This window comes from Microcoleus sp. MON1_C1 (genome assembly GCF_036701945.1).
Lineage (GTDB): Bacteria > Cyanobacteriota > Cyanobacteriia > Cyanobacteriales > Microcoleaceae > Microcoleus.
Map to the genome: position 1 here is coordinate 148,493 of NZ_JAUBRO010000002.1, position 22,711 is coordinate 171,203.

18 protein-coding genes are annotated in these 22,711 nt (G+C 46.4%); 9 read left to right on the forward strand and 9 right to left on the reverse strand.

Annotated elements, in window-relative coordinates; translation table 11 throughout:
- Window positions 1-208: 208 nt before the first annotated feature.
- Complete coding sequence (locus QUA62_RS01910) at window positions 209-1,123, forward strand: branched-chain amino acid transaminase (RefSeq protein WP_333284047.1); 915 nt, start codon at window positions 209-211, stop codon at window positions 1,121-1,123.
- Between the two features lie 190 nt (window positions 1,124-1,313).
- On the opposite strand, the gene fghA is transcribed toward QUA62_RS01910, so the two are convergent.
- Together fghA and QUA62_RS01920 are read right to left on the reverse strand one after the other, a co-directional pair.
- Entirely contained in the window at window positions 1,314-2,168 is an 855-nt protein-coding gene (fghA, locus tag QUA62_RS01915; protein WP_333284049.1) for an S-formylglutathione hydrolase, read from the reverse strand.
- A gap of 197 nt (window positions 2,169-2,365) precedes the next feature.
- The gene (locus QUA62_RS01920; protein WP_333217965.1) at window positions 2,366-3,475 is read right to left on the reverse strand and encodes an S-(hydroxymethyl)glutathione dehydrogenase/class III alcohol dehydrogenase; all 1,110 of its coding nucleotides are present in this window, start codon (window positions 3,473-3,475) and stop codon (window positions 2,366-2,368) included.
- Window positions 3,476-3,554: 79 nt separating this feature from the next.
- Here QUA62_RS01920 and QUA62_RS01925 point away from each other — a divergent pair, with 79 nt between their 5' ends.
- From QUA62_RS01925 to sppA, 3 genes are all read left to right on the forward strand, one after another.
- Complete coding sequence (locus tag QUA62_RS01925; RefSeq protein WP_333402137.1) at window positions 3,555-4,238, forward strand: SDR family NAD(P)-dependent oxidoreductase; 684 nt, start codon at window positions 3,555-3,557, stop codon at window positions 4,236-4,238.
- A gap of 144 nt (window positions 4,239-4,382) precedes the next feature.
- The gene (gene fni, locus QUA62_RS01930; protein ID WP_333402138.1) at window positions 4,383-5,432 is read left to right on the forward strand and encodes a type 2 isopentenyl-diphosphate Delta-isomerase; all 1,050 of its coding nucleotides are present in this window, start codon (window positions 4,383-4,385) and stop codon (window positions 5,430-5,432) included.
- Window positions 5,433-5,692: 260 nt separating this feature from the next.
- Window positions 5,693-7,513, forward strand: coding sequence for a signal peptide peptidase SppA (sppA, locus tag QUA62_RS01935; protein ID WP_333402139.1), 1,821 nt, complete (start codon window positions 5,693-5,695; stop codon window positions 7,511-7,513).
- Window positions 7,514-7,741: 228 nt separating this feature from the next.
- On the opposite strand, the gene QUA62_RS01940 is transcribed toward sppA, so the two are convergent.
- Window positions 7,742-8,014, reverse strand: coding sequence for a GlsB/YeaQ/YmgE family stress response membrane protein (locus QUA62_RS01940; RefSeq protein WP_333319804.1), 273 nt, complete (start codon window positions 8,012-8,014; stop codon window positions 7,742-7,744).
- Between the two features lie 299 nt (window positions 8,015-8,313).
- On the opposite strand from QUA62_RS01940, the gene QUA62_RS01945 reads away from it, so the two are divergent.
- Window positions 8,314-9,501 carry a tetratricopeptide repeat protein gene (locus QUA62_RS01945; protein WP_333402140.1) on the forward strand — a complete coding sequence of 396 codons (1,188 nt, stop codon included), beginning with the start codon at window positions 8,314-8,316 and terminating at the stop codon, window positions 9,499-9,501.
- A gap of 258 nt (window positions 9,502-9,759) precedes the next feature.
- On the opposite strand, the gene QUA62_RS01950 is transcribed toward QUA62_RS01945, so the two are convergent.
- Window positions 9,760-10,470 (reverse strand): carbonic anhydrase, encoded by a 711-nt coding sequence (locus QUA62_RS01950; RefSeq protein ID WP_333402141.1) that lies wholly within the window; start codon window positions 10,468-10,470, stop codon window positions 9,760-9,762.
- 242 nt (window positions 10,471-10,712) lie between these two features.
- Between QUA62_RS01950 and QUA62_RS01955 the strand changes: the two genes are divergently transcribed.
- On the forward strand, window positions 10,713-11,528 hold the full coding sequence (locus QUA62_RS01955) for an MOSC N-terminal beta barrel domain-containing protein (RefSeq protein ID WP_333402142.1): 816 nt from the start codon (window positions 10,713-10,715) through the stop codon (window positions 11,526-11,528).
- A 19-nt stretch (window positions 11,529-11,547) separates the two neighbouring features.
- Here the strand turns inward: QUA62_RS01955 and ylqF are convergent, their stop codons facing one another.
- On the reverse strand, window positions 11,548-12,402 hold the full coding sequence (ylqF, locus tag QUA62_RS01960; RefSeq protein WP_333402143.1) for a ribosome biogenesis GTPase YlqF: 855 nt from the start codon (window positions 12,400-12,402) through the stop codon (window positions 11,548-11,550).
- Window positions 12,403-12,742: 340 nt separating this feature from the next.
- Entirely contained in the window at window positions 12,743-13,156 is a 414-nt protein-coding gene (locus tag QUA62_RS01965) for a universal stress protein (RefSeq protein WP_333216596.1), read from the reverse strand.
- A gap of 183 nt (window positions 13,157-13,339) precedes the next feature.
- On the opposite strand from QUA62_RS01965, the gene QUA62_RS01970 reads away from it, so the two are divergent.
- Together QUA62_RS01970 and QUA62_RS01975 are read left to right on the forward strand one after the other, a co-directional pair.
- The gene (locus QUA62_RS01970; protein ID WP_333216594.1) at window positions 13,340-14,539 is read left to right on the forward strand and encodes a phosphoglycerate kinase; all 1,200 of its coding nucleotides are present in this window, start codon (window positions 13,340-13,342) and stop codon (window positions 14,537-14,539) included.
- 198 nt (window positions 14,540-14,737) lie between these two features.
- Window positions 14,738-15,454, forward strand: coding sequence for a pentapeptide repeat-containing protein (locus tag QUA62_RS01975; protein WP_333402144.1), 717 nt, complete (start codon window positions 14,738-14,740; stop codon window positions 15,452-15,454).
- Between the two features lie 219 nt (window positions 15,455-15,673).
- Here the strand turns inward: QUA62_RS01975 and QUA62_RS01980 are convergent, their stop codons facing one another.
- The 3 genes from QUA62_RS01980 to QUA62_RS01990 form a co-directional block, all read right to left on the reverse strand.
- Entirely contained in the window at window positions 15,674-16,447 is a 774-nt protein-coding gene (locus tag QUA62_RS01980; RefSeq protein WP_445301628.1) for a response regulator, read from the reverse strand.
- 205 nt (window positions 16,448-16,652) lie between these two features.
- Complete coding sequence (locus tag QUA62_RS01985; protein WP_333402145.1) at window positions 16,653-17,999, reverse strand: EAL domain-containing response regulator; 1,347 nt, start codon at window positions 17,997-17,999, stop codon at window positions 16,653-16,655.
- A 935-nt stretch (window positions 18,000-18,934) separates the two neighbouring features.
- On the reverse strand, window positions 18,935-20,839 hold the full coding sequence (locus QUA62_RS01990; protein WP_333402146.1) for a serine/threonine-protein kinase: 1,905 nt from the start codon (window positions 20,837-20,839) through the stop codon (window positions 18,935-18,937).
- A 302-nt stretch (window positions 20,840-21,141) separates the two neighbouring features.
- Between QUA62_RS01990 and QUA62_RS01995 the strand changes: the two genes are divergently transcribed.
- On the forward strand, window positions 21,142-22,671 hold the full coding sequence (locus tag QUA62_RS01995) for a phenylacetate--CoA ligase family protein (RefSeq protein WP_333402147.1): 1,530 nt from the start codon (window positions 21,142-21,144) through the stop codon (window positions 22,669-22,671).
- Window positions 22,672-22,711: the final 40 nt, after the last annotated feature.

Here is a 22,711-nt window from a genome sequence, read left to right on the forward strand (position 1 = left end):
CCTAATAGACGGCTTTTGATATTATTTTATCAATCGCTCTAACAACAAAAGAATAATACCAGTCTCAAAAAAATCCAACTGTAAGCAAGCTTCAAACCCTTATCAAATCAGCCATTCTCAATCTCAAATCTCAAATGGTATAACTTATGGTAATATAACCAAATTCAGCTTTCCTAGCGGACTGCCCAACTCATCGCCAGCTTGAATCATGGATAGTTTTCTACCAATTGCCTACTTTCAAAACCAATTTCTCCCCTTTACCGACGCCAAAATTTCCATAGCCACCCACGCACTGCACTACGGAACCGGAGTCTTAGGCGGGTTGCGGGGAATTCCCGACCCCCAAAATGCCGATCGAATATTGCTATTTAGATTAGACCGCCACTGTCAAAGATTAAGTCAAAGTGCCAGCTTCCTTCACTGCGATTTACCCGCCAGCAAAATCCAACAAATAATCATTGATTTTGTCCAGAAAAACCAACCAACAAAATCATTTTATATTCGCCCTTTTATCTACACATCAAGTTTAGGAATTGCCCCGCGACTGCACAACGTAGAAACAGACTTTTTTGTCTACGGATTAGAACTTTCAGACTATTTGCCCAAAGAAGGAGTCAACTGTAGAATTAGCTCTTGGTACCGCCAAGAAGACCGCAGTTTGCCCTTAAGAGGTAAAATTAGCGGCGCTTACATCACCTCAGCTTTAGCTAAAACAGAAGCAGTACAATCCGGCTTCGACGAAGCTATTATGATGAATTCTCAGGGAAAAGTCAGCGAAGCTTCAGGGATGAACATATTTGTCGCCAGAAACGGTAAATTAGTTACTCCAGGTTTCGAGCAAGATATTCTCGAAGGAATTACCAGAGACAGCGTTATAACTATCGCTAGAGACTTAGGAATTGAAATCACAGAAAGACCAGTTGATAAATCAGAATTGTTGATTGCAGACGAGATTTTCCTGTGCGGAACCGCAGCCAAAATTACGCCAATTAACCGAGTAGAAAACTATCAATTGCCCCAACATAGACCCATCACCGAAAAGATTTTGGACAAACTAACCGGGATTATCGAAAATCGCGACAGCAAGTACAAAGACTGGGTATTTCCGATTAATCTTAATTAACCGAAAATACCTGTGCTACTAGAAGCAAGTTCACTCGTTACCAGGCTCTACCTGGTAACGCAAATCGGGAGGCTCTGCCTCGACATTTGATGGCAACCATGCGAGGCAGAGCCTCTGGATATCGGTTCCCAGGCAGAGCCTAAGAACCAGTTGTTGTGGAGCAGGCATCGTGCCTGCTTCCTGCTAGGAACTACCCGCACAAAACAGCCGCGTGATGGCGAATGTGCTCCTCCATAAAAGTAGCTATAAAATAATAGCTATGATCGTAACCTTCCTGCATCCTTAAACTTAGTGGCTGTCCCGCTGTTGCACAAGCCTCGGCGAACACTTCCGGCAACAACTGCCCGTCAGCCAGATACGAATCAGCAGTGCCGCAGTCAATCAGAATCGGGCGGTTGTATTGCGCCTCAAGTACCAATTCGCTAGCATCCCAAGCCCTCCAAAGCTGTTGGTCGCTGCCGAGGTAGTTTGCAAAAGCTTTTTGTCCCCAATGGCAGCGCATTGGGGCGGAAATAGGCGCAAAAGCGGAAACTGAAAGATAGCGAGATCCATTTTTCAAAGCGCAAATTAAAGCCCCGTGTCCGCCCATCGAATGACCGAAAATTCCCTGTTTTTCCGGTATTGCTGGAAAATTTTCGGCGATTAAATTGGGCAATTCATCAACCACATAACTGTACATCCGATAGTGAGAATTCCAAGGTGCGGCTGTCGCATCAACATAAAAACCCGCACCACTTCCTAAATCCCAATCTTCATCTTCGCCAGGAATGCCAGTATTGCGCGGGCTAGTGTCGGGCGCAACCAGCATTAACCCGTATTTTGCCGCAAATTGTTGCGCCCCCGCTTTTGCCATAAAGTTTTCTTCCGTGGAGGTTAAACCTGATAGAAAATACAAAACTGGTACGGGTTGAGATAAAGCTTGCGGGGGCTGGTAAACAGCGAATTTCATCTCGCTGTTGCAAGCAGAGGATTGATGGCTATAAAAGCCGAGTTTGCCACCGAAACTTTTCTGTTCTTTGTGCAGTTTTAGGGATTCTGATATCATATTAATTCTATTTCTTTTGTGAATTAGATTTTTTTATTAACCGCAGAGGGCGCAGAGGACGCAGAGGCAGAGAGAAAAGAGAAGTTATGTAGGGTGCAGCCGTGTACCTTATGGCTATAGATAGCGCGTAAAACCACTTTTTCCGTAAGTCCTGTCTTCCTTCTTCCGTCTTCTCTCTTCCTTCTTCGTTCAAAAACTCAAAATGTCAACACTGTGCGAATTACTTCGCCTTTGTGCATTAAATCAAAAGCTTCGTTAATTTGGTCGATCGGCATTACCCGAGATACCAAACTATCAATATCAATTTTACCGTCCATGTACCAATCAACAATCTTAGGAACATCAGTTCTGCCTTTTGCCCCGCCAAAAGCCGTGCCTTTCCAAACGCGGCCAGTTACTAGCTGAAACGGGCGGGTACTAATTTCTTGACCGGCTCCCGCTACCCCAACAATTACGCTCACGCCCCAACCTTTGTGGCAGCATTCTAAAGCTTGGCGCATCACATTAATGTTGCCGATACATTCAAAACTGTAATCAGCTCCACCTTTGGTTAAATCTACCAAATAAGGGACTAAATCTCCTTCAACTTCGCGGGGATTGACAAAGTGAGTCATGCCGAATTTTTCCGCCATCTCTCGCTTGTCGGGATTCAAGTCTACGCCGACAATCATATTAGCTCCCACCAGGCGAGCCGCTTGAATTACATTCAAACCCACGCCGCCCAAACCGAAAACTACCACATTAGAACCAGGCTCTACTTTCGCAGTATTTATGACAGCGCCGATGCCAGTTGTTACGCCGCAGCCGATCAAACAAACTTTATCAAAAGGAGCATCTTCGCGAATTTTTGCTACTGCAATTTCCGGCAATACTGTATAATTAGCAAAGGTAGAAGTTCCCATGTAATGGTAAAGTTTCTGCCCATCTATAGAAAACCTACTCGTGCCGTCGGGCATCACTCCCTGGCCTTGAGTCACGCGAATTGCTTGACAGAGATTAGTTTTGCGGCTCAAACAATATTCGCAGTTGCGGCATTCGGGAATGTAGAGAGGAATTACCCGATCGCCCACTTTGACACTCGTGACTCCCGCCCCAACTTCTGCGACAATCCCGGCTCCCTCGTGGCCTAAGATAGCAGGAAACAAGCCTTCAGGATCGGCACCGGAAAGAGTGTAAGCGTCAGTGTGACAAACACCCGTGGCTTTAATTTCCACCAGCACCTCTCCAGCCCGCGGCCCATCCAGATCCACCGTTTCAATGCTCAAAGGTTTGCCGGCACTGCGAGCAACGGCTGCTTTAACTTTCATGCTTTTCCCCTGCGATCGATTTGTCAATTCACCAGTCAATATGTATTCTATTACTTAATGTCAAACTTGGAGCAACTCTATGACAAAATTAATTGTAATTACCGGAGCTAGTCGCGGTCTCGGTCTTGCCATGACCGAAAAGTTTATTGAATTGGGACATACAGTTGTGGGATGCGCCCGTTCTTCAGAAGCGGTGGAAAAACTCAACAAAAAATATAGTGCGCCCCATCATTTTACTTGTTTGGATGTCACGAACGACGAGCAAATAAAAGCTTGGGCAACAGAAAGTTTGGCAAAAAATGAGCCACCAGATTTGCTAATTAATAATGCAGGTGTAGCTAATCATCTCGCGCCTCTTTGGAATGTCAGCACTGAAGAATTTTCCCAGGTAATTGATGTTAATATTAAAGGTACGGCTAATGTAATTCGTCACTTTGTCCCGGCAATGATTGCTCGGAAAAGCGGGATAATTGTCAACTTTAGTTCGGGTTGGGGAAGGTCAACTTCGCCGGAAGTCGCGCCCTATTGCGCTTCCAAGTGGGCAATAGAAGGACTTACGCGATCGCTCGCTCAAGAATTGCCTGCCGGTATGGCAGCAGTTCCTTTGAATCCGGGGATAATTCACACAGATATGCTCAAAATTTGTTTCGGAGAAGATGCGGCAAGTTACACATCAGTCAAAGCATGGGTGCAAAAAGCAGTTCCTTTTTTACTCAAGTTAAAACCTTCCGATAACGGAATGCCGCTGACTGTTCCTGGATAATACAGCAACCCTGGCAGGATTTACGCACCTCTCTATTTTCTTCTCCTCTGCGCCCTCTGCGCTCTCTGCGGTTCATTAAAAAATTCAAAAATGAAATAAAATTGCTATATTCCCAAATCACAACTCTTTCGCCAAATAGCCATTGTGAACTTGCCGCTAACCTCCCCCTCGCAAACCGAAACCCGCAAAGCAGACCACCTGCGGATTTGCCTCGAAGAAGACGTACAATTTCGCGAAACTACCAGCGGCCTCGAACGCTACCGTTTTGAGCACTGCTGTTTGCCAGAACTCGATCGCACTGAAATTGATTTAACCTCCACATTTCTAGGCAAAAAACTAGCCGTTCCCCTGCTAATTTCCTCGATGACCGGCGGCACACAATTAGCCCAAACAATCAATTATCGCCTCGCCGATGTCGCTCAAGAATACAAACTAGCAATGGGAGTCGGTTCCCAGCGAATCGTCGTAGAAAATCCTCAACTAGCTCCTACATTTGCCGTCCGTCGCCGCGCTCCAGATATTCTGCTATTTGCCAATATCGGAGCAGTTCAATTAAACTACAATTACGGTTTGGAAGAGTGCCAAAAAATTGTTGATATTTTAGAAGCAGACGCACTAATTTTGCACCTCAATCCGCTGCAAGAGTGCGTTCAAACCGAAGGTGATACTAACTTTAAAGGACTGCTAGATAAAATTGCCAAATTGTGCGCTAAATTACCCGTACCAGTTATTGCTAAAGAAGTCGGTAACGGTATTTCAGGAAAGATGGCAAAGAAATTGCTCGCCGCTGGGGTAGGTGCGATCGACATTGCCGGGGCCGGAGGCACTTCTTGGGCGAAAATAGAAGGAGAGCGAGCTAAAGATGGCAAGCAGCGCAGGTTGGGCGCAACCTTTGCCGACTGGGGAATACCGACAGCCGAGTGCATTGTCAGCACCCGCGCCGTAGCGCCGGATGTTCCTCTGATTGCCTCTGGAGGCTTGCAGAATGGATTGGATGCAGCGAAGGCTCTCGCTCTTGGCGCGGATATTGCGGGACTGGCGCGGCCGTTTCTGCAAGCGGCAGCGGAATCGGAATCAGCCGCAGCCCTCCTAGCTGAGGTTTTAATTGCAGAAATCGCTACCGTGATGTTCTGTACGGGCTGCGCTAATTTGGATGAGCTAAAACATTCTGGGGTTTTGGAAAGGTTAAGATAAAAGTGAGTCAGCAGTCAAAAGTCATTAGTCAGCAGTCAAAAGTCATTAGCTAATAACTAACGACAGCCGATAATTGCTAAATCCTAGTTGCAGGAATTACCAATAAAATCGTTTTCGCGCTTCATCGGAATAATATTTTTCCGAGTGCAGTGCGAGCCTCCCGCTCACACGCTCGGTATCATTCCGCTTTCACCCGATTTGCTCTCACTAATAACTAATGACTAATGACTAATAACTAATCACTAATTACCAATTATCTAATGAAAGATTTCCTAAAATATACCTGTGCAAGTTTACTGGGAACCTTCCTAGGACTGCTGCTGCTGGGCAGCATCGGATTGGGAGGACTGGTAGTGCTAATTGCTATGGCGGCATCGTCGTCCAAAGATTCGGGCCCGCAAGTTAAAGATAAGTCGGTATTGGTATTAGACCTTTCTTTAAATATCACCGACAGCAAACCGAGCCGTAGCACTGGCGCGGCGATTGAAGAAGTGCTTTCGGACGATTCCGGCGATACAGTGACGCTGCGGACTGTTTTAGACACCATCGAATCGGCTAAAAAAGACCCGAAAATAGTTGGCCTTTATCTCCAAGGTAGCTCAAATTCGAGCAGCAGCGGGTTTGCCAATCTCAAAGAAGTTCGATCGGCCTTGCAGCGTTTTCGAGATGCCAAAAAACCCATTTTTGCTTACCAGATGGACTGGAATGAGCGAGATTATTACCTCGGTTCCGTTGCTAATACAATAGCAGTCAATCCTTACGGCGCTTTGGAAATCAACGGTTTTAGCAGTCAGGCAATGTTTTTCACCGGTGCTTTGGAGAAATACGGCGTGGGAGTGCAAGTGACTCGGGTCGGGAAATACAAGTCAGCCGTTGAGCCGTTTTTGCTCACAAAAATGAGTCCCGAAAATCGCCAGCAAACTCAAAAGTTGCTCGGAGATATGTGGGGAGAATACCTGCAAACTGTCGCCCCGAGTCGCAAAGTGACTGTTCCGCAACTGCAAGCGCTTGCAGATAATGGCGGAACTTTGATGGCTGACGAAGCTCTAAAAAGCAAGTTAGTTGATAAAGTTGTATACTTTGACGAAATATCGACTGAACTTAAAAAACTCACAGGAATCGATGGCGAAAACAAATCTTTCAAACAAATTAGTTTGAAAAATTACGCCAGAGTTGCTGAGAATAAAAACTCAACTCGCGCTAACAATAAAAACCAAATTGCTATACTTTACGCGGAGGGAGAGATTGTAGACGGCGAAGGGGGCCCGACTCAAGTAGGAGGCGATCGCATCGCTCAAGAAATGCGGAAAATTAGAGAAGATAACGACGTAAAAGCAGTGGTTTTGCGCGTCAACAGTCCCGGAGGCAGCGCGACGGCGGCCGAAGTCATTGGGCGCGAAGTTATGCTGACGGGCAAAAAGAAACCCGTTATCGTTTCGATGGGCAATTTAGCAGCTTCCGGCGGCTATTGGATTTCGATGGGTTCCAGCCGCATTTTTGCCGAACCCAATACGATTACCGGTTCGATCGGCGTTTTTGGAATGCTGTTTAACGCGGAAAAGTTGGCTGCTAACAACGGTCTGACTTGGGACGTTGTGAAAACCGCCCGCTTTGCGGATACTAACACGGTTTCCCGTCCCAAAAATCCTCAAGAATTGGCGAATATTCAGAGGATAGTCGATCGCATTTACGATCGGTTTATTACTAAAGTCGCCACCTCCCGCAAACTGCCGAAAAACAAGGTACAAGAAATTGCTCAAGGCAGGGTGTGGTCTGGTACGGCCGCGAAACAGTTGGGTTTAGTCGATGAAATTGGCGGTCTTGAAGATGCTGTCAGAGAGGCGGCGAACCAAGCTAAACTCGGCGACGATTGGAAGTTGGAAGAATATCCAAAACGCCGCACTTTGGAGGAGCGAATTTTGGAAAGAATTTCAGGCGTTCACGTTTTGAGACCAGCCGCCAAACTCGACCCGCTAACGGCCGAATTTAAGAAAATGCAAGATGAATTGGCTGTGATCAAGTCGATGAACGACCCGCAGGGGGTTTACGTTCGCTTGCCTTTCAATTTGCGGATTGATTAATTAATACCAACTCCGGGATTTTTACCCCTTTATTTTTCAGTCCCCCTTTGTTCGGACGAAAGTTTTGCTCTTGAACCGTTGCAAGCGCTGAGTCTGATGGGGTTTTTAACGCGGATTTGGTAAAAGTAGGCTGACGCATCCTACCAACAACTGAAAAACCCGGTTTGTTCAAGAAACCGGGTTTATGAATACCCTAAAAGTCGATCGACTGGAGATTGGCAATATTTGTTATGCAGCACGCTGAGTTAACAATCCCCAGACGAAAAGTAGAACGAGCGCACCTATGACTGCAAAAGCTATGCTGGGAATACTCAATGCTCCGACAGAAGCTCCGCCGCTCCCCCCCAAAAACATGTTACCTAGATAACCTCCCACTAGGGCGCCCAAAATTCCTAAACCTGTTGTTGCCAGAAAACCGCCACCTTGAGTTCCCGGATAAATGGCTTTGGCGATCGCACCAGCAATGAGCCCTAGAACAATCCAAGCAATAATATTGCCCATGTCTTTTTCTCCTGAATACTTAAACTTTTCTCGTCCCTTGTCTTATGTTCTTAGAATAACAACCGCTATCGAGCCCTTACCTCTACCGTAGGGAGGAACCGAAAGTGGTAGGATTTCTCATCAATCGTCCCAGTTTGAGGTTTTTTAATATCTCAAAAGAGTTAACCCACTTTTTCTAGGGAACAAAGGTACTTATGCTCAAAGCAAAAGGGAAATAGGAGAATTTTTTCTGGGACTTTTTGTGTTTTACTGGTAAAAAAATTACAATAATTTTGTGAAACGAGGAAAGTTTGCGCCCGATGGATCTGACTCTGTGCATGATTGTGAAGAATGAAGAGGCAACACTGTCGCGGACTTTGGACAGCGTTAAGGGTGTTGTTGACGAAATAGTGGTGGTGGATACGGGATCGGGCGATCGCACCCGTGAAATTGCCCGAGAATGCGGGGCGAGGGTTTATGACTTTGAATGGTGCGACGACTTCGCAGTGGCGCGCAATGAGTGTCTCAAGCACGCCCAGGGCGACTGGATTTTGGTATTGGATGCCGATGAGGTTTTGGTACCGGAGATTGTACCTCAAATTAAGCAGGCAATTGCGAGCGATCGGCTGCTGCTAATCAATCTCATCCGCCAAGAAATCGGTGCCTCTCAATCTCCCTATTCCCTAGTGTCGCGCTTGTTTCGCAATCGCCTCGATATCCGCTTTTCTCGCCCTTACCACGCAATGGTAGACGACAGCGTGGCTGAGATTTTGCACAGGGAACCAAATTGGAAAATAGCTTCTCTCCCCGATGTGGCGATTTGGCACTCTGGTTATCAAAAAGATGCGATCGCCGCAAAAAGTAAATTCCAAAAAGCTCAAGCAGCAATGGAACGCTATATAGCTTATTATCCAAACGATGCTTATGCTTGTAGCAAATTAGGCGCTTTGTATGTAGAAACCGGGCAAATCGGGCGGGGAATTAATTTATTAACCAAAGGCTTGACTGCCGAGGTCATAGATGATTCTATTCTTTACGAACTAAACTATCATTTGGGAATTGCTTATCGCCAGCAGCAGCAGTTTGCCAAAGCAAAAGAACACTATCAAGCCGCAATTAATACAAATGTGTTCCCGCCCCTCAAGTTGGGTGCTTACAATAATTTGGGCAATTTGCTCAAAGAGGAAGGAGATTTGAAATCTGCTGAAAAAGCTTACAAAGCAGCTTTAAAAATTGACCCCAATTTTGCAGCAGGTCACTACAACTTAGGGCTGACGCTGAAAGCAGCCGGAAATTTAACACATGCGATCGCCTATTACCGACAAGCGATAAAAATCGATCCCGAACACGCGGAAGCTCATCAAAACTTGGCAGTAGCCTTGTTGAAAATTGGCAAAATGCCCGAGAGTTTAGCAGAATTCAAAAGAGCGATCGCCCTTCACGAACAGCGCCGCCCTTTTGAAGCAGAACGCCTGCGCCGGGGACTACAAGAAATGGGTTTAATGTAACTGAAATTATGGCTTTTATGGGCGGGCAGGATGCCCACCCCACAATCAAATTCTCGGAGTGTGGAACAGTCATCTTGCCTGTTCATTAAAAATATTCCAAGATATGATAGAGTTTCCGGTTGCCTCGGAATAATAAAATCGAGTCAACAGTTAACACTCAACCATTCAGTTTTTCGACCCGCCCGTCAACAGTCAACAGTCAACAGTCAACAATAATTCCGGTGCAACCGGAATTGATATGAGATGCAACCAGCAAAATCAAGCAATTATCTCTACTTTGCCGCTATCCAAATCGTAGCGGCCCCCAACAACTTTAAGCTTGCCCGCTTTGACTGCTTCAGCTAAAAGAGGCGACGAGGATTGTAACTTATTTACATTCATTTTCACATTAGCTCTGACTGCGTTATCCCACGCATCGCCTGTTTGACCCTTGGTCGAATCAACTGCCGGTTTAATCGCCGCCACCAAAGTGCTAATGTGACCCGGAACAGCTTTGCCATCTAAAGCTGCTTTGACAGCACCGCAGCGTTCGTGACCCAGAATTACTAATAGTGGTACGCCTAATTCTAAGGCCGCATATTCTATATTTCCGAGAACCACATCGTCGAGAAAATTGCCAGCTATTCGGATATCAAATAAATCCCCCAATCCTTGGTCGAAAATAATTTCGGGAGCAACGCGCGAATCAGAACAAGCCAGGATGGTTGCAAACGGATGTTGACCCTCTGCTACTTCTACAATTCGCGATCGAGCTTGGTCCGGAAATGTCCGTTTTTGCTCAATGTAGCGTTGATTCCCCTCCATCAATTTCTGAAGAGCACTGTTAGGAGTAAACTCAGAGATTGTCTCTGCCTTGGCTGCTTTGGCTTGTAAAAACGCAGGTGCCAAGCTTGCCGCCAGCATCCCTGCCCCCGCCTTCAACATTAAATTACGTCTCGAAATCATGCCTCTATTTCCGCTTTCAGTCATTGCTTATAACTCGGTTCAATTGTTTAATTTTTTCTATTTTATAGCATAATATCTACGGCAAGCTTGGCCCGAATTATTTGATTTTTCTTTACACGCCACTCCGGCACAATCTAAACTTCAAAAAAGTGACAAATTTTTATTTTATTCATATTTTATTTAGTAAAGTCAACTGCGGTCATCCTTCTGCTGACAGGGGATGCTAGAATGTATCTAAAACAACAATTATTTATCAATGGCTCGAAATGTCCTACGTCGCCAGCATTCATATCTATCCGGTCAAGTCCCTTGACGGCATAGCAGTCAGTCAAGCAACTATTCTAGCCAGCGGAGCTCTAGAAGGCGATCGCTCTTTTGCAATCTGCGATGCAGCCGGAGAATTTGTTAACACTAAGCGCAACAGCGGAGTCTGTTTTCTACGCTTATCCTTTGACATCAAAAAGAGAATTGCCGGCCTGAAAATACAAGACACCGAACAAGAATTTTTTTTTCATGTAGATAGAGAACGCCCGGGAATAGAATCTTGGTTGAGCAACTACTTCGGTTTCCCCGTCAAGTTAATTGAAAACTTGCTGACAGGTTTTCCCGACAATACCGCTGCACCAGGGCCAAGCATTATCAGTACCGAAACAATTGCCGAAGTTGCATCTTGGTTTCCGAGAGTTTGCGTTAACGAGATGCGCCATCGCTTGCGAGCTAATATTGAAATAGGAGATGTCCCGGCTTTTTGGGAAGACCAACTTTTCTCACAAGCCGATGAAATTGTTAGGTTTAAAATAGGGACAGTAATATTTGAAGCTATTAATCCGGGTCAGCCATATATCCTATCTACGCGAAATTATGGGGCGAAACCAGGCGATCCCAATTTTAAAAATATACTAACAGCCAAGCAGAAGGAAATCATGCCTGACTTGGTAAGAAAAGGCCATTTAAATCACTTTAGTCGGCTGATAGTTAACACGCGAGTCGCACCTCACGCAGCAGAAAAAATATTACACATAGGAGACGAAGTTCACATTCTCAGCGCCCGCAACTCTCTATTGAATACCGTTTCTGATTAGTTGTAGGGTACGAATCCGATCAAGCCGGCGGCAACTCCAAAGTAAGTTGACCCAAAACACCAGTTCTAAAATCGTTTAACATCTGCCGCGCCGTTCGTTCGACATCTCCTTTATACCTGTCTTTTGCTACCTCGTGCAAATAATCTTCACCATTACTAGAAGCTGGATCTAATTTATACCTGGATTTGAAACCAGATATTGATATCAAAGTCTCATCAGCCGCTTGCAGCCCCCGGAGCAAATCTACCATCGCTGCTGCTACTACCTGATTGTCGTAAGCTGCTTCACCAATATCTTCGCAAATAGCTAATTTTAGGGCATTTTCTTGATTGTTAATTCGGGTTGGGATCACTCCGGGGGCGTCTAATAATTCAATTTCGTCAGAAATGCGAATCCATCGGAGCGATTTAGTTACTCCAGCTCTGCGGGCACTATCTACCACTCTCCGCCCTAACAGCCGATTAATTAAAGCAGATTTTCCCACATTGGGAAATCCCATTACCACTGCGCGGACTGGACGGGGCAACATACCTCGATCGAACCTTCTTTTATTTAGCTGCACCCCAGCATTCTGCACCGCATCCGCCACAGCGTCTACTCCGTGACCGTGCTCGGCATTGGTAAAATACGCAGTTTCCCCCTGGGCCTCAAACCATGTTTCCCACGCCTCGCGCGATCGAGGCGTAATCATATCCATGCGGTTGATGACCAAGACTCGCGCCTTGCCGCCCACCCAGCTCGGCATTTGGGGGTGATAAGTAGCCAATGGAATGCGGGCATCTCGGACTTCGAGCACCACATCTACCCGCTTTAGCTGTTCTTTTAATGCCCGTTCAGCTTTGGCAATGTGACCGGGATACCAGTGAATTTTCATAATATGAAGGAAGAAGGAAGAAGGAAGAAGGAAGAAGGATGAGTCTAAGGAAAGAGAGAATCACAAAGGAAGGAACTAGGGAGGCAATCAGGAAGTAAGGAATCAAGAAGTAAGGAGGGAAGAGGGAAGAGGCAAGAGGGAAGAGGGAAAAGAAAAAATGAAAAAGGGAAAATGAAAAAGTAAGCTGTTAGGTATCTAACTTACACTGCTGAAATTAAGTAAAAAGAAAGAGTTTTCTTTCTGGCTTCTTCCTTATTCCGTCTTCCTTCTTCCCTCTTCCTTCTTCCTTCTTCCCTCTTCCGTCTTCCTTCTTCCTTCTTCCTTCTTCCTTCTTCCTTCCTTAAGGCACAATCAAAACTGCACAAGGAGACAGATTGATCACCCGATTGGTAACGCTGTCAAACGCCCCCTCATCGGTTAAACCCATCCCCCGACAGCCCATCACAATCAAATCGGCCCCAATTTCGTCAGCCACATCGCAAATCGTGAAAGCAGGTTTGCCTTCCCGTTCGATGATTTCAGCTTCAATTCCCTGCTGGGAAAACATCGATTGGGCCTCAGAAAGAAGTTTGGCGACGGCTTCGGGGGAAGTCATCACCTCTCGCGCCGGGGCGCCGGCCTCCTCGGCTGGGGGCTCGACTACCGAGAGAATAACTAAGCGAGAGGCGTAGGTTTTCACGATATTGACCACCTTTTCGGCAGCTTCGCGGGCTTCTCGGCTTTGATCTACAGGAAATAAGACAGTCTTGAACATACTGCGCATCTCCGGGACGCGGACTCCGATAAAATGTTTACGTTGAGCCAATCAGTGCCGTTTGTTTCATCTTCCGTTTTTTGTACGGACGCGGTTGAATGCGTCCGAGGCCCAAGTGCAAGTGACCAGTGCCGCCATTTCAACGGAATTCGACAAAAACACACATATTAGGAGGTTAATCCTGTGACAAAAAAAACTGTAGCAAATTTATCGGCATCGGACTTATCGGGCAAACGGGTACTGGTGCGGGCGGACTTTAACGTGCCGCTCGACAACGGCAATATCACCGATGATACTCGCATCCGGGCGGCTCTGCCGACAATTCAAGATTTAGCGTCCAAGGGTGCTAAGGTCATTTTGTGCAGCCACTTCGGCCGTCCCAAGGGTGTGACGGAGAAGTTGCGCTTGACACCGGTTGCTAAACGGCTGTCGGAATTGTTGGGTAAAGAAGTCAAAAAGACTGATGACTGCATCGGCGATGAAGTCGCTGCTACAGTCGCCGCGATGCAAGATGGCGATGTGGTTTTGCTAGAAAATGTGCGCTTCTACCCAGAGGAAGAGGCAAACGACCCGGAATTTGCTAAGAATTTAGCTTCTGTGGCCGATTTGTATGTCAACGATGCTTTTGGTACGGCTCACCGGGCTCACGCTTCTACAGAGGGCGTTACTAAGTATCTGAGTCCTTCTGTGGCTGGGTTTTTGATGGAGAAGGAACTGCAATATCTCGGCAGTGCGATCGACAATCCTCAGCGTCCTTTAGCGGCTATTATCGGCGGTTCTAAGGTTTCCAGCAAGATTGGAGTCATTGAAAAACTGTTGGAAAAGTGCGACAAACTGCTGTTGGGCGGTGGCATGGTTTTCACGTTCTACAAAGCTCGCGGTTTGAGCGTTGGCAAGTCTTTGGTGGAAGAGGACAAGCTGGAATTGGCTAAGTCTTTGGAAGCTAAGGCGAAGGAACGGGGAGTTACTTTTCTGTTACCTACTGATGTGGTAGTTGCTGACAAGTTTGCTGCTGATGCTAACACTCAAACTGTCTCTGTTGAAAGCATCCCCGACGGTTGGATGGGTTTGGATATTGGCCCCGATTCTGTGAAAACTTTCCAAGATGCTTTGGCCGATTGCAAAACTGTAATCTGGAACGGGCCGATGGGCGTGTTTGAGATGGAGAAGTTTGCTGTGGGAACTGAAGGAATCGCTCATTCTTTGGCTGGACTTACTAAAACTGGTACTACCACAATTATCGGTGGTGGTGACTCGGTGGCGGCTGTGGAGCAGTTGAATTTAGGTGAACAAATGAGCCACATTTCTACTGGTGGCGGTGCTAGTTTGGAGCTGCTCGAAGGTAAGGAATTGCCTGGTGTTGCTGCTTTAGATGAAGCTTAATTAAGTTAAGTAGGGCGGGCAAAGCCCGCCTTGCTGGAAGCAGGTATAAATCCTTGGCTGCGAATCATGTTTTTGAAGATTTACCGCAGAGGGCGCAGAGAATGCAGAGCAAGAGAAAAGAGAGAAGGATAAAGGAGAGCGGTTTAAAGTCTACAGTTTGCTAGTATAATTTGTTTGAAGTAGCAGTGAGGTTTGTTTGTGAAACTTAAACTCTTGGCAACTGTAACGGCCTGTTTAGCTTTGTTTGGGCTGCCAGCTCCCGTTAAAGCTCAAAATCCAGATCATGTTAGGCAATTGCTGGAAAGTAAAGAGTGCGAGGGCTGTGACTTGAGAAATGCTGATTTGTTCAAGGCTAGCTTGTACAGAGCTAATTTAAGAGGAGCGGATTTAAGCGGAGCAAATCTCTATGAAGCTAATTTGCTAGAAGCGGATTTAAGTGATGCTAATTTGGCAAATGCTAACTTAGTTAATGCCGAGATGTACGGTGCTGAATTGAATGGGGCTAATCTGCGAAATGCAGATTTGTCTAATGCTTTTTTGGGGCGAGCGAATCTGACGAGTGCGGATTTGCGCGGTGCTAAACTTTTTAATGCGAATCTGGGCGAAGCTTATCTGCTGCAAGCTAATTTGTCGAATGCCGATTTGAGACGTTCGCTGTTGTTTAGAGTGAATTTGCATCGTGCAAATTTAAGCGGAGCGGATATGTCTTTCGCGGATGTGCGCGATACTAATTTGCAGAATGCTATTTTGTCAAATACTAGGCTTCCTGGGGCTCAATTGACCGGGACAAATATTGATGCGGCGAATAACGTGCGGCAGGCTGATTTGGAACGTGCCAACTTGCGAGGTACGAATTTGGGGCCAGGGGTTTGCGTTATAAATAATTTTCCTTATTGTGTTTTGAATGTGCAATAATCTGCTTGCTGAGTGCGCCAGCATCCATTTTTTTGTCAGCTAGGGGGCTTTTTGATCCCGCCCAAAAACGGATAGAAGCCCCCGACTTAAGTAGTGGAAAAATCAAAATTTTAGACTAAAGTTCCAGCTCCCAGATGAATCTCTAGAGTAAATCTAAAATCTAAAATCTAAAATCTAAAATCCACTGACTGGCTGGCGCACCCTATGTTGATCTTCGAGCTAAGTTTGAGGTGGTTTGTATCCTCTTTCTAGGGCAAATCTCACAAGCTGGGCACGATTTTCTAACTGTAATTTACTGAAAATACTGCCTAAATGAGCTTGCACAGTCCGGGGGCTAATAAACAGCCGATCGCTAATTTGTTTGTTAGTATAACCCTGGATTACCTCCCAAAAAACTCTTTCCTCGGCTGGTGTTAAAGGCAAAGGTGCAGGTGCTGGCAATACTGCCACCAATTGTGGTTCCACCGCCCTACCGCTAGAAGTTTGAAGCAGTCGGACAATCTCGGCGTGAATGCGGTGAGAGCGCTCTAACTGCGCCTTTACCTTAGCTAAGATTTCTTCAGACTGAAAAGGTTTTACCAAATAATCGTCAGCTCCGATCGAATGACCTTCAACTTTTGACTCCAACTCGCCTTGACCCGACAAAAATATAAAAGGGACTAACTGTCCCAAACGGGTAGTTCGCAAACGGCGACAAAACTCAAACCCGTCCATTTCCGGCATCATGACATCTGAAATTACCAAATCTGGGGGGGCATTTTCAAAAATCGAGAGCGCCTCAACCCCGGAAGTAGCGCATTCCACCCGATATCCTTGACTTTCCAGGTACATTGCTAAGACTGTTTGACAGTCTGCTTCGTCGTCAACCACTAATATTCTTTCCATGACAGGCTTGCACCAATTCCAGTTGGACAGTTCTTGAAACTGCCAGTCCCAAAGTAGGAACTTAAATGAGTTTACCTGCTGCCACTTGATGAAGGCTCGCAATTTCAAGACGCCACAATTTCTCAAATATTCCAATTAGGGGCGCCGAGCGCATAAAAGGGGAAGCAGTAGAGGAATATGGGGAACAATCTCCTTCTTTGATTCGCCGATCATCAAAAGCTACAACTTTTTATGAGGTAGCGTCAACTTTTATGCAGAAAATAGAAGGTAAAAGAAAGAATTTTATCCTATTATACAGAAATCTTGGTGACACTTACACTATTCCTAGACCCGACATTGAAAGGTTTTTAGCTTTTTCGGGTTCGGACACAGGTACAAAAGGGACAACGCAAGCAGGTCCTGCTGCTGGGGACGGCGCCAACAAACTCGGGCCGGCAACCAACATACTTTCAATTATCGCTGCTGGTTCGGGGCGGCTGAACAGATAGCCCTGCATGATATCACACTGATGTTGTTTCAAAAAATCTAGTTCTGCTTCTGTTTCCACTCCCTCAGCAATTACAGTCATATTCAAACTGTGACCCAGTAAAATTACCGCTGTAGTAATAGCAGCATTTTGAGTATCTTCGTTGGCATTACGGACGAAAATTCGATCGATCTTTAAACTGTCAAAAGCAAATTGCTTGAGATATCCTAAAGTAGCGTAACCGGTGCCGAAGTCGTCAATAGCAATCCGAATTCCTAGAGCTTTAAGTTCGTTTAAAGTAGCGCCTGCTACTGTGGCATTTTCCACCAAAGCGCTTTCGGTCATTTCTAATTCTAAATTAACAGGATCTAAACCTGTAGTTTCCAATATTTGCACGATTCGCGCCTTGAGTTCCGGGTCTGACAACTGTCGCGCAGACAAATTTACTGATATTGTAAAGGGCGAAAACCCCGCTGCCAGCCAACTAGCGGCTTGAGCGCAAGCTGAAAGCAGTACCCACTCCCCAATCTGAATAATTAAACCTGTTTCTTCTGCTAAGGGAATAAATTCGACCGGAGAAATTATACCTCGATCGGGATTTTGCCAGCGCACTAAAGCTTCGGCGCCGATAACTTGGCCGGTAGCAATATTCACTTGTGGCTGATAGTATACCTGAAACTCACCTTGTGCCAAAGCGTGGCGCAACAAAGCTTCGAGAGCAAACTTTTCAGGAGAGAGGGTCGTAACCTTGGTGGAGTCGTTAACTAAATCTTTGAGTCTGGCTTCTGCTTGGTGAAGCGCGACTGTCAGCGGTTGAGTAATAGTTTGCCGTTTCAAGACGCGAGAAGCAATGGCTCCCAGCAATTCACCCTTGGTAAACGGTTTTGTCAGGTAATCGTCTGCCCCCAAATCCATCCCCCGACGAAAATCGGTTTTATCACTTTGAGCCGTGAGGAAAATAAATGGAATTGTTGCAGCTAGCGAGTTTTGCCGCAGAGTCCGCAACACGTCATAACCGTCGAGTTCCGGCATCTGCACATCGCACAAAATTAAATCGGGTATCTCCGAAAGTGCCATCTGCACCCCAGCTCGACCGTTTTCAGCCGCAATGACCCGGTAGCTGTGAGATTCCAGGAGTTGCAGAAGAGTTTCCCGGATTAATTCGTCGTCTTCAATCACCAAAATTTTGAGCATGATACTTAGATAACAGATGGCACTATATATCTGAACCTGACTAACTCTAGCATACTCAAACTAGCAAATTAATACTTCAGCTAATTAGCCAATAAATGATTAGCCAAATGGCGGAATATTTCTCCTCGGTTCTTAAGTCACAATCAAATAACTGCCCAAATAGGGAAGATTTCGATCTTTTTTAAGAGCAGAAAACTGTTGCGCCCGAATCCTTGAATAAACTTTTATTACAAAATAGCCGAGATTTCTCATAAAAAATTTTTCAGCTAACAGTTTCAGTGGGCGGATGCCGGAAATTACTCCGGCAATCACTTATATGATGTCCGGTTAATTGTTCATAATTAGTCTGTATTTGTACTGACAAGTATAGTCTTATCTCAATGGATGAATCAGGAGGCAGAGTCCTGAGCGCGCCCAAAAAAGGATACTTGCTTTCAGACAACAGTCGTGGAGAGATAAAAATTTTAGATTAAGGTTCAACCTGCCAGATTCATCTGTGAAGTGAATCTCAAATCTCAACTCTCAAATCGACTAACGGAGAACTTAATTATGGTTCTATAACCGGAAATCATATTATCCACGACCTTAATTCACTGGCTTAGTGGAATTCGCGCAAAACTTTTCATCTACAATTGCAGAATTGATAGTGACAGAGTGCATGGATGATGACGGAATTATCAGGTCTTGCGGAACTACCACGGTCTTTTTACAAACCAGCTCGCTACTGCCTACAGAGGCAAAGTTCCAAGCATAAAATTCGGGAGTGCTGACTGTCGCATTGGCCGGATGTAAACCTAGTGCAGTCACTAATACTAACCCAAAAGTCACTAAAGCTACGATCGCGAATCTCAGCATATTCTTTGTTTGAACCCGACAACTTGTCTGATTGGTATTACCTTATTATTGCCTGGGTGGATAGAGAGCGTCAATAGCAGTTATTCCGCCGTCAGGTTCAACTCGTAAGCGATCGGCTCAGATGCTTGAGAAACTACCACGAATTCATAATAACCAGCATCATCCAGCAATCCAGACCAACTAAGCCCCTCTGCATCTTCCAGCAAAGCTCGCGCGCCCTTTGTCCGCCCCGGAGTATAAATTGACAGTAGAGTAGATTTGCGCGGTGCTTGCAAATTCACGCGCAAAGTTTGATTTTGAGCGAACCTGGCAATGTAAGCTTTCCCTTCTCCGGGTTTGAGATTGCCTGTGAGGCGTTTGCTGTTCGAGAGGCGGTCAAATTCAACGCTTTCGATAGTTGCTCCAGCTTGTAAGGCTTCGAGTTCGTCGGCGGTAATTGCTTGCCAAATTTGTCCGATCGGCAAACCAATGAGATTGCGATCGCGCGGCTGTTGTGGAAACCAATAAAAGAACCTAGCATCAGCCAAATCGTAGAGAGCCCGACTGCTCAAATTCAGGTTGTTAACCTCAGTTTTCCAGCGATCTATATCTGTGGTGTCGTAACTGCCCAACCGCGCTCTAGCGTCGCTGCTGAGATTTTCCAGCTTGTCGAGCAACTCGTCGCCGATTTTCTGCCACCTTTCGCGCCACTGGCGATCTTCCTCGCCTTCTTTTAACAATCGTCCCCCCAATTCCGGGTATTTGGCATAGAAAGTCTCGTCCACAAGGTTGACGTAACCGTTATAGAATCGATCGTCAATTTTGAGCTTTACAAAGCGATCTTGCAAAGCATCTTCTTGCTGCTGCTTCGGGTTTGGAGGCTGGGGAACTTTCTGTACTTTTGATTGTAGATTTAACAAAGAATTGCCCGCCAACCAGCCAACTCCCCCCATACTTGAGAGCACCGCCACCACGAACAAAACCATTTTCCAAGCAGGCATTTTTTGCTGATTGCCAATAGCAGCAACTCGCACCGGAGTTCCCGGCAGTTTTGGCGTGGGGGCGGGCACGGGTATAGGCGAGAGATCCGGCGGCTGCGTGATCCCAAAATCCGGGGCTGGTGGCAAAGGTGGCTGTAAAGGCGGATTGCCGGAGAGAGCAAGCATTACCTCGCGAGCTGAGGAGTAACGCTGGCTCGGCTGTTGAGCAAGCATTTTATCGAGCACCAGGGACAAATTGGGAGACACAGAACATTCCGCCCGCCAGTTCCAATTCAGCGTCTGGCTGTCGAGCAACTGATGCGGTTCCTTCCCAGTCAGCAACACCAAAACCGTGGCCGCCAGAGCGTACAAATCGCTGTGGGGATAGACGATTCCCATCTGCATCTGTTCGACGGGAGCATAGCCGAGCTTGCCGATGCGAGTCGCGGGGCCGGGAGCGCCGTTAGCCTCAGCGAAAAGAGACTCTACGGTGGCGGCGACTTGTTTTACTCCGCCGAAGTCGATGAGCACTGGCATTCCGTCAGACAGCCGCAGAATCAGGTTGTCGGGGGAGATGTCGCGGTGAAGCACTCCCAAAGAGTGAATGTATTCGAGCACTGGCAAAATCTGGAGCAGCAGTTGATTGATTTCTGCTTCTATGAACCGCAAACCCTGACGCTTGCGAGCGTCGAGCAGAAAGCGGTAGGTTTGGCCGGGCACGTAGTCTTGGACGAGAAATAGGTAGCCTCGATCGCTGATACTGACGCGGAAGAGTTCGCGAAAGCGGGGGATTTGATTGTGTTGCAGCTTGTAGAGCACTCCTGCTTCCCGCTCGAACAGTTCCTCTGATTTTTGTAAAGCGTAACTTCCATGTACTTGGGGCGCAAATTCTTTTAAAACGCAGGGTTCGTTAAATCGGTGGGCATCTTCAGCGAGGTAGGTGCGCCCGAAGCCTCCGTGTCCCAATTCGCGGACGATGCGGTAGTGGTTGTTGAGAGTTATGCCGGGGTAGATGGGATTGTTCATTGGAACTTGCTGCGTCGGATTTTCACGCTTGACTGAGACTAGGAGTTTTGGGCGATCGCTGAATTAATCTTGACATAGTGTGTCAGTGTTTATTAGTCGATCGGCAGCTTGGCTATCCCCTGTGGTTATTGTGAAAACAGCGGTTTCGTGCTATTGAAGTTTATCCACTGCGCCATATTTTCGATGGATCTCAAAATGTGTTCAAATTTTTAGTGTCCAGCCCAATGTGCGATCGGGCGTTAGCGCTACTAATTGAATCTTGAGCGATCGAGGTGCAAAATACGCATTTTAAGGAGCAAATCATGCAGCCAGAACAGCGTCAGCGAGCAATTGGGGGGTTTGAAGAGTTTTTGAGGGCGCCGCTTGAGGAACGATTGCAACACCAGCAGAGTCGAGTTGCCGAATCCGGGGCGATCGCGCTTTTTCAAAAAGTCGCGGCCACAGTACCAGCTTACCAGACTTTCCTAGCTGCACTTAACATCAATCCCGCTTCAATTCAAACCTTTGAAGACTTTCAAAAATTGCCGCTAATTACCAAAGAGAATTATTTACGCTGTCACCCGCTACCTCAGTTGTGTTACGAGGGGAAATTAGAAACTTGCGATTTCATTGCTGTTTCATCTGGTTCGACAGGAAACCCGACATTTTGGCCGCGTTTTATCAGTGACGAGTTGCAAATTGCTGCTCGTTTTGAACAAATATTTCACGACAGTTTTTACGCGGACAATCGCTCAACTTTAGCTGTGATTTGCTTTGCGTTGGGAACTTGGGTAGGCGGAATGTACACGGCAAATTGCTGCCGCTATCTAGCGAGTAAGGGCTATCCAGTTACAGTTGTGACGCCCGGGAATAATAAGACTGAAATATTCCGAGTTGTGCAGGAACTTGGGGAGCATTTTGAGCAAGTAGTATTGTTGGGATATCCGCCATTTATCAAGGATGTGATTGATAGCGGAATTGCTGGGGGTGTGGAGTGGCAAAAATACCGAATTAAGATGGTGTTTGCCGGGGAAGTGTTTAGCGAAGAATGGCGGAGTTTGGTGAGCGATCGCACTAATTCTGACAATCTATATTACAACTCTGCGAGCCTTTACGGTACTGCGGATGCAGGCGTTTTGGGCAACGAGACACCGCTGAGCATTTGCATCCGTCGCTTTTTAGCAAAGAAGCCGGAAGCAGCACGCAATTTATTCGGGGAATCGCGGTTGCCAACGCTGGTGCAGTACGATCCGAAAAGTCGCTTTTTTGAAGTGAATAATGACGGCACGCTGTTATTTTCGGGCGACAATGGCATCCCGCTAATACGCTATCACATCTCGGATAACGGCGGTTTAATTTGTTACGAAGCAATGCTCAATTTTTTGGCTGAATGGGGATTTAACCCTGTGGCACGTTTGCAGCAAGCAGCAGGTATGAAAGTTTCTGATTTCCCCAGAGGAATTCGCTGCTTGCCCTTTGTCTATGTATTCGGGCGATCGCACTTTACCGTTTCCTACTTCGGTGCCAACATTTACCCGGAAAATGTCACCGTAGGTTTAGAAGTTCCCACCATTCGGGAATGGGTGACGGGAAAATTTGTGCTGCAAGTCAAGGAAAATGCGGATCAAAATCGGTTTTTATCGGTGGTTGTGGAATTAGCAGCGGGGGTGGAGGGCGACGAGGAGATGAAGCAGGCGATCGCATCTTCAATTCTCGCGCAATTGCGGCGGCTAAACAGCGAATTTGCTAATTACGTTCCGCCCGAATATCAGTTACCTGTAGTGACATTAACTGCGATGGGCGATGCGGAGTATTTTCCGATTGGGGTAAAGCACAGATACACGCGGCAGTAAATAGTTTGAATTGATGAGCTATCAGCTTTCAAAAGTCTTG